13 protein-coding genes are annotated in these 16,960 nt (G+C 67.9%); 10 read left to right on the forward strand and 3 right to left on the reverse strand.

The genetic code is table 11. The features are described from left to right. Positions 1–115 precede the first annotated feature (115 nt). The gene (locus AB4Z55_RS12475; RefSeq protein ID WP_239401026.1) at positions 116–1,063 is read right to left on the reverse strand and encodes a hypothetical protein; all 948 of its coding nucleotides are present in this window, start codon (positions 1,061–1,063) and stop codon (positions 116–118) included. 40 nt (positions 1,064–1,103) lie between these two features. On the opposite strand from AB4Z55_RS12475, the gene lspA reads away from it, so the two are divergent. From lspA to AB4Z55_RS12505, 6 genes are all read left to right on the forward strand, one after another. After that, on the forward strand, positions 1,104–1,769 hold the full coding sequence (gene lspA / locus AB4Z55_RS12480) for a signal peptidase II (protein WP_369519821.1): 666 nt from the start codon (positions 1,104–1,106) through the stop codon (positions 1,767–1,769). Beyond that, on the forward strand, positions 1,762–2,688 hold the full coding sequence (locus AB4Z55_RS12485) for an RluA family pseudouridine synthase (protein ID WP_101819478.1): 927 nt from the start codon (positions 1,762–1,764) through the stop codon (positions 2,686–2,688). Before lspA ends, AB4Z55_RS12485 begins: the two co-directional genes overlap by 8 nt. Positions 2,689–2,751: 63 nt before the next feature. Further along, the gene (locus AB4Z55_RS12490) at positions 2,752–4,308 is read left to right on the forward strand and encodes a protein kinase (protein WP_369519822.1); all 1,557 of its coding nucleotides are present in this window, start codon (positions 2,752–2,754) and stop codon (positions 4,306–4,308) included. A gap of 239 nt (positions 4,309–4,547) precedes the next feature. Further along, positions 4,548–8,090: a DNA polymerase III subunit alpha gene (gene dnaE, locus AB4Z55_RS12495; RefSeq protein ID WP_004021210.1), complete on the forward strand. Its 3,543-nt coding sequence runs from the start codon at positions 4,548–4,550 to the stop codon at positions 8,088–8,090. A gap of 155 nt (positions 8,091–8,245) precedes the next feature. Beyond that, positions 8,246–9,331 carry an IS110 family transposase gene (locus AB4Z55_RS12500; protein WP_369519483.1) on the forward strand — a complete coding sequence of 362 codons (1,086 nt, stop codon included), beginning with the start codon at positions 8,246–8,248 and terminating at the stop codon, positions 9,329–9,331. 455 nt (positions 9,332–9,786) lie between these two features. Further along, positions 9,787–10,056 carry a hypothetical protein gene (locus AB4Z55_RS12505; protein WP_101819481.1) on the forward strand — a complete coding sequence of 90 codons (270 nt, stop codon included), beginning with the start codon at positions 9,787–9,789 and terminating at the stop codon, positions 10,054–10,056. On the opposite strand, the gene AB4Z55_RS12510 is transcribed toward AB4Z55_RS12505, so the two are convergent. Beyond that, positions 9,999–10,985, reverse strand: a complete 987-nt coding sequence (locus tag AB4Z55_RS12510) for an SMP-30/gluconolactonase/LRE family protein (RefSeq protein ID WP_165629911.1) — start codon at positions 10,983–10,985, stop codon at positions 9,999–10,001. The genes AB4Z55_RS12505 and AB4Z55_RS12510 overlap by 58 nt on opposite strands. 222 nt (positions 10,986–11,207) lie before the next feature. Here AB4Z55_RS12510 and ilvA point away from each other — a divergent pair, with 222 nt between their 5' ends. Beyond that, on the forward strand, positions 11,208–12,584 hold the full coding sequence (gene ilvA / locus AB4Z55_RS12515; RefSeq protein ID WP_248642945.1) for a threonine ammonia-lyase IlvA: 1,377 nt from the start codon (positions 11,208–11,210) through the stop codon (positions 12,582–12,584). Between the two features lie 165 nt (positions 12,585–12,749). Continuing rightward, a complete protein-coding gene (locus AB4Z55_RS12520) occupies positions 12,750–13,076 on the forward strand; it encodes a hypothetical protein (RefSeq protein ID WP_004021206.1) in 327 nt (108 codons plus the stop codon). 49 nt (positions 13,077–13,125) lie between these two features. Here the strand turns inward: AB4Z55_RS12520 and treZ are convergent, their stop codons facing one another. Then, positions 13,126–14,886 carry a malto-oligosyltrehalose trehalohydrolase gene (treZ, locus tag AB4Z55_RS12525; protein WP_369521011.1) on the reverse strand — a complete coding sequence of 587 codons (1,761 nt, stop codon included), beginning with the start codon at positions 14,884–14,886 and terminating at the stop codon, positions 13,126–13,128. 340 nt (positions 14,887–15,226) lie between these two features. Between treZ and AB4Z55_RS12530 the strand changes: the two genes are divergently transcribed. Together AB4Z55_RS12530 and AB4Z55_RS12535 are read left to right on the forward strand one after the other, a co-directional pair. Next, a complete protein-coding gene (locus AB4Z55_RS12530) occupies positions 15,227–16,084 on the forward strand; it encodes an ABC transporter permease (RefSeq protein ID WP_004021204.1) in 858 nt (285 codons plus the stop codon). Between the two features lies 1 nt (position 16,085). Further along, positions 16,086–16,952, forward strand: coding sequence for an ABC transporter permease (locus AB4Z55_RS12535; RefSeq protein WP_004021203.1), 867 nt, complete (start codon positions 16,086–16,088; stop codon positions 16,950–16,952). The last annotated feature ends 8 nt before the right edge of the window (positions 16,953–16,960 follow it).

Here is a 16,960-nt window from a genome sequence, read left to right on the forward strand (position 1 = left end):
CCTCGCCACCGAGTGGGGTGGCGTCCCCGACGGTGCCTTCCGGCGCGTCTCTCGCCGATAATGATCCGCGGCCCCGGATCGCCGACCGATGTCGGCGAGCCGGGGCCGTCGGCATTCAGCGCCAGGTGACGGACAGGCCGGTCTGCTGGAGCAGCGGGCGGCCCGGGTCCGCGCCGACCAGCTCTCGGGCCCCGCGATAGGTGGCCTCACCGGAGACCGGGAGCCCGCGTGTCAGATCGACGGTGACCGTGCCCTCGCCGGCGTAGCTGTAGCGGCTGATGGTGAGGCTGTCACCACCGCCGGGGATCGCGAACACCGAGTTCACCGGGGTCTCGTCGGCCGTGTAGTCGATGGTCAGCCGGTTGCCGTCCCAGGAGGTGAGTCGCGCCTCGATGGTCTGGGTGACGGTCGCGGCCGCCGCGATCACCCGTTCGCTGCGCCACGTCGCGCCGACCGCGACGGGTTCGGTCGGCAGTACCACGGCGGTGTTGAACGCCGAGACCAGCGCCTGCTCGACCGCGAGCCGTGCCTCGCCGCCCGCCTGCTCCGGCGGCGCGATACGCAGCGACACCGGCGCGTATCCCGGACCGAGGGTGAGCCCGGCCGTCGCACCGGCCATCGCCGCCATCGCGTCGTTCAACGTGGTGTCGGGGGACGTGACCGAGCCGAGGTCGAGTTCGAGGTCGGCGAGATCGGCACAGCCGAAGCGTGCCGTGAGGGGCATCTCGACGGTCTGGGCGTCCGCGCTGCCCGGCGACGCGACCTCCGACGTCGTCACGAGGGTCACCGACTGGGCGGTCGCGACATCCGGTGCGGTGGTGGGCACGCGGCGCTCGCCGTTGCCCGGGTCGACGATCGTCACCGTCGCCGGTGCGATCGGCACCGGTGCCGCACCGGCGGCACGGGACGGTGAGTCCGCGCTGCAGCCCGCCGACGTGCTCGGCCGCGCATCGCCGGACGTCTCGTCGGCATCCGACGAGCATCCCGCGACCAGGACCGACAGCGCGGTCGCCGCTGCGATCGACGAGACGACGGACCGGAGGCGACGGGGATGCGGGGACACGGGTAGCCAGGGTATTCGACGGGTCGTGGACAATGATGCTGTGGATGACCAACCCCTGACGGATCGAGAGCACGTGGACCCGCACGGAAGTGTCGAACCCGGGGCCGACCGCGGACCCGACGACACCGACACGTCCGTGACCGAGCGCGGCCGCCGGCTCCCGAAGGTCACCCTCGCGGTGCTCGGTGTCGCACTGGTCATCCTCGGCCTCGACCAGCTGACGAAGACGATCGCGGTCGCCACCTTGGATCCGGCACGCCCGGTGGAGATCATCGGCGACTTCGTGACCCTTCGTCTCATCCGCAACAGCGGGGCGGCCTTCTCGCTCGCGACCGGATACACCTGGGTGCTCTCGATCATCGCCCTGGTGGTCGTCCTGGTGATCATCCGCTACAGCAGCCGTCTGCGGTCGTGGTGGTGGGTGGCCGGTCTGGCGCTCGTGCTCGGTGGGGCCATCGGGAACCTGATGGACCGGATCTTCCGCTCACCGCAACCACTTCAGGGTCACGTGGTCGACTTCGTGTCGGTGGGATGGTGGCCGGTGTTCAACGTCGCCGACTCCGCCGTCGTGTGCGGCGCGATCCTGCTGGTCATCCTCTCGGCTCTCGGCTTCGACTACGACGGCACCCGCACAGGCTGGGCGGCGCGGCGAGACCGGCGCGAGGAGCAGGACACCGCGGGTACCAAGGGCGGCGCCCATGCGTGAGTCGCGATTCCTGCCGGTGCCCGACGGCCTGGACGGGATGCGCGTGGACGCCGGCGTCTCGCGGATGCTCGGGCTCTCGCGCACCGTTGTCGCCACCCTCGCCGAAGACGGCGACGTGGTCGTCGACGGGGTGGCGGTGGGGAAGTCCCACAAACTCGCTGCCGGCACCATGCTGCACGTGACCCTGCCCGAACCCGAGGAACCGCTGCGCGTCGAACCGACGCCGGTCGAGGACCTCGAGGTCATCTATCACGATTCCGACATCGTGGTCGTCGACAAGCCGGTGGGGGTGGCCGCGCATCCGTCCGTCGGCTGGAGCGGTCCGACGGTCATCGGGGCGCTGGCCGCCGCTGGTTTCCGGATCTCGACCTCGGGCGCGCACGAGCGTCAGGGAATCGTCCACCGTCTCGACGTCGGCACTTCCGGGGTCATGGTGGTCGCCGTCTCCGAGCGCGCGTACACGCTGCTGAAACGGGCCTTCAAGCAGCGGACCGTGCACAAGGGGTACCACGCCCTCGTCCAGGGCCACCTGGATCCGCCCTCGGGGACCATCGATGCTCCCATCGGTCGTCATCGGGGCAACGACTGGAAATTCGCGGTCACCGCGAACGGCAAACCGAGCGTCACCCACTACGACACCCTGGAGATGTTCGCAGCGGCGTCGCTGCTCGACGTGCACCTCGAAACCGGTCGTACACATCAGATCCGCGTTCACTTCTCGGCCCTGCATCATCCGTGTTGCGGTGATCCGACCTACGGCGCCGACCCGGTCCTGGCAAAGAAGCTGGGTCTCGAACGCCAATGGCTGCACGCGCGGTCGTTGGGATTCGCCCATCCCGCCGACGGTCGGCAGGTGGAGTTCACCTCGTCGTATCCGAACGACCTGCAGCACGCGCTCGACGTCCTGCGGGCGACCTGACCGGGGGCGTTCGATCGACGGCTTGTGGGCGACATCCCCGCCTGGCACGGCTAGATTGAGGGGGTGCTCGAGCCGGGAACCCTCGTCGCCGGGTACCGCGTCGACCGGGTACTCGGGAGCGGAGGCATGGGTGCGGTCTTCCTCGCCCGGCATCCTGAACTGCCGCGATACGACGCCCTGAAGGTACTCAAGGACTCGGCCGGACTCACCGACAGCAATTTCCGACGCCGGTTCCTACGCGAGGCCGAGGTCGCGGCCACGCTCGACCACCCCAACATCGTCACCGTCTTCAACCGCGGACGCGCGAGTGTGCCGGTGGCGTCGAGACCGGACAGATCGGCCGAGGCCGACTTGCTGTGGATCGCCATGCAGTACGTTCCCGGAACCGACTGTGCGCGGGAACTCGCCGCCCGCGGCCGGTTCGCCCCGCGGCGCGTGGTGCACATCGTCTCGGAGGTGGCCCGGGGGATCGATCACGCCAACCGGCGCGGGCTGCTCCATCGCGACGTGAAACCCGCCAACATCCTGCTCGCCGAGGTCGACGAGGACTCGTCGTTCGACGAGCAGCGGGTCCTGCTGACGGACTTCGGGGTCGCCAAACTGTCCGACGAGACCGAGGCGCTCACCTCGGTCGGCACGGTCCTGGCCACCCTGTCCTATGCCTCACCCGAACAGTTGACGGGCGGCCGACTCGACGGCCGGACCGATCAGTACTCGCTGGCGGCCACCACCTTCCACCTGCTCACCGGACGCGTGCCCTTCGACGATCGCGACAACGGCGCGGTCATCGGAGCGCATCTGAAAGAGCCGGTGCCGCGGGTGTCCGAACTCGTACCCGGCCTCACGCCCGAGGCAGACACCGTCCTCGCCCGGGCGATGGCGAAGACGCCCGGCGACCGATTCGCCAGTTGCCGGGAGTTCGCCGACGCCCTGGCCACGAGCCTGCGGAATGTCCGGCCGAGATCTGTCGCCGACCTCGATGCGGAAACGATCCGCGGGGTCCCCGGCGTTCACCCGGTCGGCCGCGCCGCGGCCGCCCCGCCGCCGGAGATGCCGGTACGCCCCGGGCGACCGACACCGCCGCCTGCCGGGCGTCCCCCGGCCACCGACCGGATGCCCACGGATCGTCGCCCGCCCCGGCCCGGACACCCCGCGCCTCCGGACCCGGCCCTGGAGGCGACGCAGCGGGCGGGCGCGGCACGCGAAGCCAACCGGCCGCCCGAGCGGGGGCCGGCCCGTACGCATCGCCCGGATGCGGGACCGCGACGGGATGCGGGGCCTCGACCGGTTGACGGGCCGCGCCCGGTGGCCCGTCCGGGAGAGGGTTCGAGGCCGACGACCGGCGCCGATCCGGCGGTGTGGCAGCACCCGCCGTCGAACCCCTTCCGCCAGAGCAACGACCACCTACGACCCGACGGCTCGCGGCCCGACCACGCCGGTCCGCCGCATGATCCGCTCCGTGCCGGCCCGCCGGGTGTCGGACGTGGCCCGGCGCCGCGGAATCCTGCCGTGCCGTCCGGATCGGTACGGCCCGCCGGGCCCAACCGGCTGCCCGTCGTCCTCGCGATCGTCGCCGGTCTGCTGCTGATCGCGATCGTCGTGGTGTTCCTGGCCCTGTGAGGGGCAGGAGCGTCGTCTACCCGGTGGCCGGCGCCGCCGTGGTACCACAGTTGTCCCATGCGTCACGACCCGGAGTGGCACCCCGGAGGTGTCGGTACACGCGCCTAGAGTGGACCCGGAATCGGACCCGGCACACCGAGCGCCATCGGGGGCACTCTCGGGCGCCGACACACGCCGATCGAACCGACATCTGACGACTGAACCGACATCTACCGACCGATCTGGACAGAAGAGGCGCCGTGACGGACTCGTTTGTACACCTGCACAACCACACCGAGTACTCCATGCTCGACGGTGCGGCGAAGGTGTCCCCGTTGTTCGCCGAGGCCAAACGGCTGGGGATGACCGCGATCGGTATGACCGACCACGGAAACATGTTCGGCGCCAGCGAGTTCTACAACACCGCGGTCAAGAACGACATCAAGCCGATCATCGGCATCGAGGCCTACATCGCCCCCGGATCGCGGTTCGACACCAAACGCATCCAGTGGGGCACCCGCGAGCAGAAGAGCGACGACGTCTCCGGCTCGGGTGCGTACACGCACATGACCATGGTCGCCGAGAACGCGGCCGGCCTGCGCAACCTGTTCAAGCTGTCGTCGCTGGCATCCATCGAGGGACAGCTCGGCAAGTGGTCGCGGATGGACGAGGATCTGATCGCCGCGCACGCCGAGGGGATCATCGCCACCACGGGCTGCCCGTCCGGTGAGGTGCAGACGCGGCTCCGGCTCGGTCACGATCGCGAGGCTCTCGAGGCCGCGGCGAAGTGGCAGGAGATCTTCGGCAAGGACAACTTCTACCTCGAGTTGATGGAGCACGGCCTCGAGATCGAGCGGCGCGTGCGCGACGGTCTGCTCGAGATCGGTCGCAAGCTCGGCATCAAGCCCATCGTCACCAACGACTGCCACTACGTCACCAAGGAGCACGCCGCGGCGCACGAGGCGCTGCTCTGTGTGCAGACCGGCAAGACCCTCTCCGATCCGACCCGGTTCAAGTTCGACGGCGACGGGTACTACCTGAAGTCCGCGGCCGAGATGCGCGAGCAATGGGATTCGATCGTCCCGGGCGCCTGCGACAACACCCTCGAGATCGGCGAACGCGTCGAGTCCTACAAAGAGGTCTTCACCCACCGCGACCGCATGCCGGTCTTCCCGGTGCCCGACGGCGAGACGCAGCAGACCTTCCTCCGCAAGGAGGTCGCCAAGGGACTCGCCGAGCGTCGGTTCGCCGGCACCGAGGTGCCCGAGGAGTACCTGCAGCGCGCCAACTACGAACTCGACGTCATCATCCAGATGGGGTTCCCGGCGTACTTCCTGGTCGTCGGCGACCTCATCCGGCACGCTCTCGAGGTCGGCATCCGGGTGGGTCCGGGTCGTGGCTCGGCGGCCGGCTCCCTGGTGGCCTGGGCCCTGGGCATCACCAACATCGACCCCATCCCGCACGGACTGCTCTTCGAGCGATTCCTCAACCCCGAGCGTGTGTCGATGCCCGATATCGACATCGACTTCGACGACCGTCGTCGAGGCGAGATGGTGCGGTACGCGACCGACCGGTGGGGCAGCGACAAGGTGGCCCAGGTCATCACCTTCGGCACCATCAAGACGAAGGCCGCGATCAAGGACTCGGCGCGCGTCCAGTTCGGTCAGCCGGGTTTCGCCATCGCCGACCGCATCACCAAGGCGCTGCCGCCGCCCATCATGGCCAAGGACATCCCGGTCTGGGGCATCACCAACCCCGAGCACGAGCGGTACAACGAGGCCACCGAGGTCCGCACGCTCATCGAGACCGATCCGGACGTCAAGAAGATCTACGACACCGCCATCGGTCTGGAAGGCCTGATCCGCAACGCGGGCGTGCACGCCTGCGCGGTCATCATGTCGTCGGAGCCGCTGACCGATGCCATCCCGGTGTGGAAGCGCGCACAGGACGGCGCGATCATCACCGGATGGGACTATCCGTCATGTGAGGCCATCGGCCTGCTGAAGATGGACTTCCTCGGGCTGCGCAACCTCACCGTCATCGGTGACGCCCTCGAGAACATCAAGCTGAACCGGGGCATCGACCTCGACCTCGACGCGCTGCCCCTCGAAGACCCCAAGACCTACGAGCTCCTCGCCCGCGGCGACACCCTCGGCGTGTTCCAGCTCGACGGCGCGGCGATGCGCGAACTCCTGAAGATGATGCAGCCCACCGGGTTCGAGGACATCGTCGCCGTCCTCGCGCTGTACCGGCCGGGTCCCATGGGTGTGAATGCGCACACCGACTACGCCAAGCGAAAGAACGGTCTGCAGGACATCCGGCCGATCCATCCGGAGCTGGAGGAGCCGCTCAAGGAGATCCTGTCGGAGACCTACGGCCTGATCGTCTACCAAGAGCAGATCATGCAGATCGCGCAGAAGGTCGCCGGGTATTCGCTCGGACAGGCCGACCTGCTCCGACGCGCGATGGGCAAGAAGAAGAAGGAGATCCTCGACGAGGCCTATGACGGCTTCGCGGAGGGCATGCGCAACAACGGTTTCTCCCAGGCCGCGATCACCGCACTGTGGGACACCGTCCTGCCGTTCGCCGGGTACGCGTTCAACAAATCGCACGCCGCGGGCTACGGACTGGTGTCGTTCTGGACCGCCTACCTCAAAGCGAACTATCCCGCCGAGTACATGGCCGGTCTGCTGACCTCGGTCGGCGACGACAAGGACAAGGCCGCGATCTACCTGGCCGACTGTCGCAAGCTCGGCATCACCGTGCTGCCGCCCGATGTCAACGAATCCCAGCGGAACTTCGCCGCGGTCGGCAAGGACATCCGGTTCGGCCTGGCCGCGATCCGCAACGTCGGATCCGGGGTCGTCGGGTCGATCATCTCGGCGCGTGAGGAGAAGGGGAAGTTCACCAACTTCTCCGACTATCTCGGCAAGATCGACGTCACCGCATGTAGCAAGAAGGTGACCGAGTCACTGATCAAGGCCGGGGCGTTCGACTCACTGGGTCACCCGCGCAAGGGCCTGTTCCTCGTGCACGGGGAGGCCGTCGAATCGGTCATCGGTACCAAGAAGGCCGAGGCGATCGGCCAGTTCGACCTCTTCGGCGACGCCGGCGGTGCCGACGACTCGATGGCCGAGGTGTTCGCGGTCAAGGTGCCCGAAGAAGAGTGGGACACCAAGCACAAGCTCGCCATCGAACGAGAGATGCTGGGGCTCTATGTGTCCGGCCACCCGCTGAGCGGTGTCGAACACGCGATCGCCGCGCACACCGACACCTCCATCACGACGCTGCTCGAGGGGAACGTCGCCGACGGCGCCCAGATCACGATCGGCGGCATCATCTCCTCGGTGACCCGGCGCGTGAACAAGAAGGGTGAGCCCTGGGCCGCGGTCACGCTCGAGGACATGGTCGGTGGCGTCGAGGTCTACTTCTTCCCGCGGGCCTATGTCGCGTACGGGATGGACATCGTCGCCGACAACATCGTCCTGATCAAGGCGCGGGTGAACCTGCGCGACGACAGCATGATGATCAGCGCGAACGACCTCGCAGTACCGGACCTGGAGACAGCCGGCGCGACGAAACCCGTTGCGTTGACGCTCTCGGCCCGGTTGTGCACCCCCGACCGCGTCGCCGCGCTCAAGCAGGTGCTCACCCGGCATCCGGGAATGGCCGACGTGCACGTCACCCTGGTCAGCGACAAGCGCCAGACCCAACTGAAGCTGACCGAGTCGCTCCGGGTGGCACCCAGTTCGGCGTTGATGGGGGACCTCAAGGCACTACTCGGGCCCAGCTGTCTGAGCTGACCTCCTGCGGCATTCCCGCTGGTTGAGCAGGCGAGGAGCGATAGACGGTATGAGGGCCTTGGGGCCGAAGGCCTCAAGCTGCAAACACATCGTGGGTTGCTGCTGCTGAGTTCACACTCGGCGGTAGCACCACATTGCAGATCAGGAGGCCTCCGGTGATTGTTCAGGGTACAAGTGTCGGATTGGATGTTCACGCATGCTCGGTGGTCGCTCATGCCATCGATGAAGACTCCGGGATGGTGATTCGGGAGACGTTGGTCCCCGATGCGGCGACCATCGTGAGCTGGCTACAGGGCTTGGCACCGCCCGTGCGGTTGGCCTATGAGGCCGGTCCGACGGGCTTCGGTTTGGCTCGGGCGATCGCTGCGGCCGGGATGGAGTGTGTGGTTGCCGCTCCCTCAAAACTGCAACGACCAGCCGGGGACCGCGTCAAGACCGATGCCCGAGACGCTGCACATCTGGCGAAGTTGCTGCGCCTGGGCGAGGTGGTAGCGGTCAGTGTGCCTGAGGTGGGCACCGAAGCCGCCCGTGATCTGGTCCGCGCCCGCGAGGACGCCCGCAGCGACCTGATGCGCGCTCGGCATCGACTGTCCAAACTGCTTCTGCGCCAGGGAATCGTCTACTCCGGCGGCAAACCCTGGACCGGTGTTCATCAGCGGTGGCTGCAGCGTCAACGTTTCGAGCTGCCGCTGCTGCAGGCCGCCTTCGACAACGACCTGGACGCGGTGTTGAGCGTGACCGCACGCCGTGACCGCCTCGATGAGCTGATCGAACAGACCGCGACGACCGATCCGTGGCGGGCGGTGGTCACCCGTCTGTCGTGTCTGCGGGGTGTGTCGACGCTGACCGCGTTCGCTCTCGCGGTCGAGATCGGCGACTGGTCGAGGTTCAGTGGCGCCACGATCGGCTCCTACGCCGGGTTGGTGCCCTCGGAGTACTCGACCGGCGGGACCCGCAGTCAGGGCTCGATCACCAAGGCCGGTAACGCCCACGTGCGTCGGTTGCTGGTCGAGGCGGCCTGGCAACACCGGCGCCCTTACGCCACACCCGGGCAGACCATGCGCCGTCGGTGGGAGGCTGCCTCGCCGGCTGCCCGCGCCCGTGGCCATGCCGGCAATCGTCGGTTGCACAAGCGTTGGCAACAGTTCGACCGCCGCAGCAAACATCCCTGCGTCGCCAACACCGCGATCGCTCGTGAGCTTGCCGGCTGGTGCTGGTCGCTGGCGGTGCTCGACGAGTAGCCAGCACTGACACAATCTTGGCCGCCCGTCGCGGGACTCCCGCTGTGGTGAACAGGGAACGAATCCACGGCGTCGCTATGTGCGCCAGCACTTTTGAGTGCACGGTACGCACGTTTACATAGACCCGTCGGTCAGCGTTTTCATCTCCTGTCGAACACCGTTGAGCGGTAACCAACCCGCGTATATCAGTCCGACAACACCGTCGCGAGTAACGACCACCACACACCGCGGCGGGCGGCCAACCCCCACTACAGCCCCTGAGAAGGAGGCCAACTTCGCCATGGGACTTGACAGAGCAACACTACATATCAGCGACGAGCCGTGTCGAAACCACCCGACGCACCCCTCACAGGCGAGCCGTGACCGAGGTTTCGGGCCCCCGAACATTTTCCTTCGTCATCCGCTACACTCGTCGTCACGTCCGGCACACGCGGCTTGCGAGGGAGTGATTCGAGATGACGACCCTGATCGATGTCGACCCGAGCCATCGAGAGCCGCGGGCGGCCCGCACCGTCGACGTCTTCGGTGTGCAGTGGCCTGCGCACAAGATCCATGCAGTCGTGGCAGCCGCGGCGGTCGCGCTGGTGAGCCTCCTGCTCGTCGGGTCGCTCGAGATCACCGCGTGGGCGAGCGGGCTCGTCCTGCTCGCCGTGTGGTGGGGCGAGCGCTACCTGCCCGGTACGGCAGCTGTCGCTCCCGCGTCGAACCCGCCCGGGATCTCGTAGATCCGACCGTCGAAGCCGGCGCGGAACAGACGTCCGGCCGAGAATCCGCGGTTTCCGCGTCCGTACGAGAGGACACTCGAGGTCGGGAGTCCGGTCGCCAGCACGCAGTAGCTGCCCGGCGAGGTGACCCGCACGATCTCACCGGTGGCGTTGAACGGCACGATCGGTCGGTCGCGCGAATCCAGCGTCAATCCGTCGGGAGTCGACGGCGCGCCCACGTTGAGCAGATTCTGTACAACTCGCGGATTCGCGGTGGAGATCCGGCTGACGCCCGGGTTGACGAACGTCCGCGACACGTAGAGCCACCCGTCGCCGCGTCCGAGTACCGCCCCGTTGGCGCTCGGCAGCGCCCCCCAGGCCGCCTGCACGGCACCGGTGGGACCCACCCGGCCGATGAGATTGCCGAAATCGTTGGTGGCGTACACATTTCCGCGCGCGGACACGTCCATCCCGTTGGCCGCCGAGAGTCCCGACACCCAGGGGCGCAGCGCGCGGGTGGTGACATCGAGGCGCGCGATGGACGCATGTCGCAGCGCGTCGCCGACGAACACACGAGGATCGGCGCCGTATCCGACCAGCAAGGTGCCATCGGGGGTCCAGGCCAGTGCGCCCGCGCCGCTCCCGCCCGGCACGCGTGCGATCGGAACAGCCGGTGCGCCCGGTCCGGCGAGGCGATACACGCGACCCGTGATCAGGTCGGTGGTGTAGAGGCGACCGCCGGCGTCGACGGTCAGGCCCTCGAGCGCCGCGCCCGGTACCGAGCCGACGAGTCGAGCAGGCTGGCCGGCTCCGGCGCACACCGGCGCGGCGACAGCTTGCGCCGGTTCGACCGCTGCGCCGAGTCCGACGGCCAGCGCGGCAGCAGCACCGAGCGCGGCCAGCCGCGACAGTCGGCGCGCGCGGGATGGAAAGGTTCGACGAGAGGTCATGGCTGCTCCCTGATGGGTGGGGCTGGGTCGCCGTCGGTGGTCGCGAATGAGGCGGTCGTGGGGGAGGTTCCCGCCCGGCCGGCTCTCAAACCCACCGTCCAGTGTTACGCCACCGTGCGGGTGAATGTGCCGTGATCGCGATTCGGGCGGGCCTCGCGGCGAGATGTCGCCACCGGCAAGACTCGAACCCGCAGGACCGGATCACCGGCCGACAGTGAGAACATGGCTGTCGTGAGTACGCACCACGTCCCGGTCCATCAGCAGGCTTTGTCGGTAGACGCGATCGAAGCCGCGTCGATTCGCATCGCCGACGCGGTGGCGCGTACCCCGCTCGAGACCTGTCCGCGCCTGTCGGCCGACGCCGGGGCCGAGATCTACCTCAAGCGGGAGGACCTACAGGCCGTTCGCTCCTACAAGTTGCGCGGCGCCTACAACGTGATGGCGCAGTTGTCGGCCGACGAGCTGTCACGCGGTGTCGTCGCGGCCAGTGCCGGCAACCACGCCCAGGGTGTGGCGTTCGCGTGCCGCAGCATGGGGGTGCCCGGTCGGATCTACGTCCCGACCACCACGCCCAAACAGAAGCGGGACCGAATCCGTTGGCACGGTGGTGACTTCGTCGAACTCCGAGCCGTCGGGGAAACCTACGACGCCGCTGCGGCGGCCGCCCAGGACGATGTGATGCGCACCGGGTCGGCGTGGATCCACGCGTTCGACGACCCGCGGACCGCCGCGGGGCAGGGGACCATCGCCCACGAGATCGTCGAGCAGCTCGGTCGTGTACCCGACGTCGTCATCGCACCGGTCGGCGGCGGGGGATGTCTGGCCGGGATGGCGACGTACTTCCGGGGTCTGTCCGATGACGTGACGATCGTCGGCGTCGAGCCGACCGGTGCGGTGTCGTTGAGTGCCGCCCTCGTCAACGGGGGACCGGTGACGCTCGCCGAGATCGATCCGTTCGTCGACGGCGCGGCGGTCAAACGCATCGGCGCCATCGGGCACCGGGTGCTGTCGGAGCTCGGCGCGACGGTCACCGATCATCCGGTGCTCGCCCAGATCACCGCGACGCCGGCCGTGCGGGTGATGCCCGACCAGCGTTTCGCGCCTGCGCCGGGAACCGCGCACATCACTCATGTCGATGAGGGTGCCATCTGTTCGGCGATGCTCGAGCTCTACCAGAACGAGGGCATCATCGCCGAACCCGCGGGGGCGCTCGCGGTCGCGATCCTCGACAAATTGCAGCTGCCGGCGGACGCCGCCGTGGTGTGCCTCGTGTCCGGCGGCAACAACGACGTGTCCCGATACGGCGAGATCATCGAACGCTCGCTGGTCCACCGGGGGCTCAAGCACTACTTTTTGGTCGACTTCCCGCAGGAGCCCGGTGCGTTGCGCCGCTTTCTCGACGAGGTCCTCGGACCCGACGACGACGTCACGATGTTCGAATACGTCAAGCGCAACAACCGCGAGACCGGTGCCGCGCTCGTGGGCATCGAGCTCGGACACCGCGACGGACTCGGCGGCCTCATGGACCGGATGGACCGCTCGCGGTTGCACTGTGAGCGGCTCGAACCGGGTTCCCCGGCGTACGCCTATCTCACCTAGGACGTCGGGTGCTTCGTGGGCCGATGCGCATTCCCGGAGCCCCGATGTCCGACACGCGAACGACTCCCGACAATCCGGGAACATTCCCGACCTGGGTCGCCTCCAAGTACATGAACCGCCCAGAAGCACTGCACACCAGCGCTCCACCACTTGGAAGGACCCACCATGAGCACCGAGATCCCCGCCGACGCCGTTCTGATCGACACCGACGGCGATGGGGCCGTCGACGCCGCACTCACCGATGTCGACGGTGACGGCACCACCGACGCCATCCTCGACACCGACGGCGACGGCCAGGCCGACTCCATCGCCTACGACACCGACGCCGACGGCGAGATCGACGTCATCGAAGCCGACACCGACGCCGACGGTCTCACCGACATCGCGGTGGCCGACACCGACGGTGACGGCACCTTCGACACCGCCGTCGACGACGAGGGCAACGTCGAGGTCGGCGACTTCGGCAGCATCGACGGCGGCGACGCCGTCTGACCCCACCTTCCGATCCATGGCCCGAAGCCGCGGTACACGCGGCTTCGGGCTAGGAGACGTTGCCGCGGCGGCCGATGATCACGTTGTGGCCCGGCGAGGTGAACCCGGCGCCGTCGGAACGGGCCGGCTCCCACGCCATCTCGACGTCGAGTACGAGGGGCACGGTGACCGGTTCGTCCCCGGGCACGCACACCACGGACCAGTTCCCGCGGTGCATCGCGAACCATCCGGACGCCTCGTCGAAGTCGACGGACACCGACGCGAAGGACGGATCGTGCAGCGCCGCTTCGGCTTTCCGTAACGCGATCAGCGTTCGGTAGAAGTCGAGCATGCGGGCGTGGTCGGGATCGTCGAGTTCGGTCCAATCCAGCTTCGACCGCTCGAACGTCGCCGGATCCTGCGGGTCCGGCACATCGTCGCTGTCCCAGCCGTGTTCGGCGAACTCCGCCTTACGCCCCTTGGCGGTGGCTCGGCCCAGTTCCGGTTCCGGGTGGGAGGTGAAGAACTGGAATGGCGTCGCGGCAGCCCATTCCTCACCCATGAACAGCATCGGGGTGAAAGGGGACAGCAGGACCAACGCCGCCTTGATCGCGAGTTGACCGCCGTCGAGATAGGCGCTCGGACGGTCGCCGATCGCCCGGTTGCCGATCTGGTCGTGGTTGCAGGTGTAGGCGAGCAGCGCCGACGCGGGCACGGTATCGGTCGGGATCGGCCGTCCGTGGTGCCGCCTGCGGAACGACGAATAGGTGCCGTCGTGGAAGAAGCCGCCGGTGAGGACCTTCGCCAGGCACTCGTAGCTGCCGAAGTCGCCGTAGTAGCCCTGCCGTTCGCCGGACACCAGCGTGTGGATCGCGTGGTGGATGTCGTCGTCCCACTGTGCCGCGAGCCCGAGTCCGTTGACCGTGCGCGGCAGGATCATCCGGGGATCGTTGAGATCGCTCTCGGCGATCAGCGACAGGGGGCGCCCGAGTCGGGCGGCGAGGTCGTCGGTGGCGGCGGCGAGCTCCTCCAGGAGGTGAACGGCGCGGTGATCGGTCAGCGCGTGCACGGCGTCGAGGCGCAGTGCGTCCACGTGGAACTCGCTGAACCACCGCAGCGCGGTGCCGAGGATGAACGCCCGCACCTCGTCGGAGTCCGGATCGGACAGATTGACCGACGACCCCCACGATGTGGTCCCCGCGCTGAGGTAGGGCCCGAAGTCGGGTAGGTAGTTGCCGGAGGGGCCGAGGTGGTTGTACACGACGTCGAGGACGACGCCCAGTCCCGCCGCGTGACAGGCGTCCACGAACCGGGCCAGCGCCGCGGGCCCGCCATAACTCTCCTGGACCGCGTACCAGCCGACGCCGTCGTAACCCCAGTTGTGCTCACCGTTGAACGCGTTGACCGGCATCAGCTCGACGAAGTCGACTCCCAACTCGACGAGATGATCGAGTCGGTCGATCGCCGAGTCGAGCGTGCCCTCGGCTGTGAACGTCCCCAGATGTAGCTCGTAGACCACCGCACCCCGGATGTCCCGGCCGGCCCACGCGTCGTCGGTCCAGGCGTCGGGGTCGACGGTGAACAGCGCGGAGAGTTCGTGCACCCCGCCCGGCAGACGGACGGCGCGCGGGTCCGGACGCGGTGGTCCGCCGTCGATCGAGAATCCGTAGCGGAGATCGCCATCGGTGCCGCCGGCCGGGACGGCGTCGACCTGCCACCAACCGTCCGCCGCGGTCGACATGGGCGTGCGCACCTGCGTCGAACCGGTCGCGCTCGTCGTCACGAGGTCGACGACCTGCGCGTTCGGCGCCCAGACACGGATCTCGTCCAGCGACCTCGGTGATCGGAACGGGCCCCCAATGGAACGAAGTGGTAGGTTTTGTTCCCGTTGGTCGGCCGACCAAGTTATTGTGCTCTGGGCAACAGCAGGAACGGTCGGGGGATTCGTCACATCATGCAAGGTATGTCGGACCCCGGACAGGTGCAGTCGCGGGCTACTGTGAGGCCGGACACATTTGGACCACGAGAATGGGGTATGTTACCCGCGGCGCTTCTGCCCACGGGGGGCACGCGGAGGGGTTCTGCGGAAACGAGGACGCGCGTCGGCGACGACACGCGCGATCGCGACCTGACGGCCGGTGAACGGGTAAGCCGAGACGCAAGGGTAGGGATTGAGCACTAACGCAGTCACCTCGGATGACGAGGAGGTGGGCCGCAAGAGGCCGGGGGCGGTTCGGTCGTGGTACGACGGCCACATCGTCGCCTCGTTCGACACCTTCGGACGTCAGCTCGGCATGTTCGTCGAGGTGTTCCGTACCCTCTTCGTCGACCTCTTCAAGCGGCGGTTCCCGTTCGGCGAGTTCGTCCGACAGTGCGCCTTCATGGCCAGCACCTCGGTCTTCCCGACGCTCCTGGTCGCGATCCCGATCGGCGTCATCGTGTCGATCCAGGTGTCCAACATCGCCGGTCAGGTCGGTGCGACCTCGTTCTCCGGTGCCGCGACGGGCCTGGGCGTGATCCGGCAGGGCGCCCCGCTGGTCACGTCGTTGCTCCTGGCCGGCGCGGTCGGCTCGGCCATCGCCGCCGACCTCGGCTCGCGCACGATCCGCGACGAGATCGACGCCATGCGCGTCATGGGTGTCAACCCGATCGAACGGCTCATCTCACCGCGACTCCTCGCGACCATGGTGGTCAGCTTCCTGCTCTGCGGGTTCGTCTGCTTCGTCGGGTTCATCACGGGTTACGTCTTCAATGTCTACTTCCAGGGCGGCACACCGGGCAGCTACACCGGGACCTTCGCGTCCTTCGCGACCACCGCGGACCTGATGTTCGCCCTGGCCAAAGCCGTCATATTCGGCGCGATCGTGGCGATCGTCGCCTGCGATCGCGGCCTCTCGACGAAGGGCGGACCCGCCGGCGTGGCCAACTCGGTCAACGCCGCCGTCGTCAACTCGGTCCTGCTGCTGTTCACGGTGAACGTGATCCTGACGCAGCTGTTCACGATCCTGTTCCCGGCGAAGGTGGTGTGAGATGACCGCGTCACGGTACGTGCCACCGGCCCTGCGGCCGCTCGAGGCCGCCAAGGCGGTGTATCGCGGTCCGCGCGATGCGCTCGCCGCCATGGGCCACCTGATCACGTTCCTGGTCCGGTCCATCGGTGCGGTCCCACTGGCGTTCCGCCACTACAGCAAAGAGGTGTGGCGCCTCCTGGCCGATGTGGCGTGGGGCAACGGTGCCATCGTGGTCGGCGGTGGAACCGTGGGCGTCATGGTGATCCTCGGGGTCATGGGCGGTGCGACGGTCGGGATCGAGGGCTACACCGCCCTCAATCTGCTCGGCATGTCGCCGGTGACCGGCGGTCTGTCCGCCTTCGCGACCACCCGTGAGATCGCGCCCCTGCTCGCCGCGACCGCGTTCACCGCCCAGTCGGGCTGCCGGTTCACCGCACAGCTGGGTTCGATGCGCATCGCGGAGGAGATCGACGCCCTCGAGGCGATCGCGATCCGGCCGCTGCCGTACCTCGTCACCACCCGGATGTGTGCGGCGGTCCTCGCGATCGTCCCGCTCTACTCGGTGTCGCTGGCCGCGAACTACCTCGCCTGCCAGTTCATGTTCATGGTGCAGAGCGGTCAGGGCGGGGGCACCTACCTGTACTACTTCAACCAGTTCCTCGTCTCGTGGGACATGTTGTTCTCGTTCATCAAGGTGATCGTCTTCGTCCTGCTGACGACCTTCATCCAGTGCTACTACGGCTACTTCGCCTCAGGGGGACCCGAAGGAGTGGGAGTTGCTGCCGGACATGCCATCCGCCTCGCGATCATCGTCATCGTGTTCGCGAACCTGGTCATGACACTCGTGTTCTGGGGCACCTCGCCCGGAATCAAGATCTCGGGTTGAGGGGGAGA

Source organism: Gordonia sp. ABKF26 (genome assembly GCF_041103195.1).
GTDB classification, from domain to species: domain Bacteria; phylum Actinomycetota; class Actinomycetes; order Mycobacteriales; family Mycobacteriaceae; genus Gordonia; species Gordonia terrae.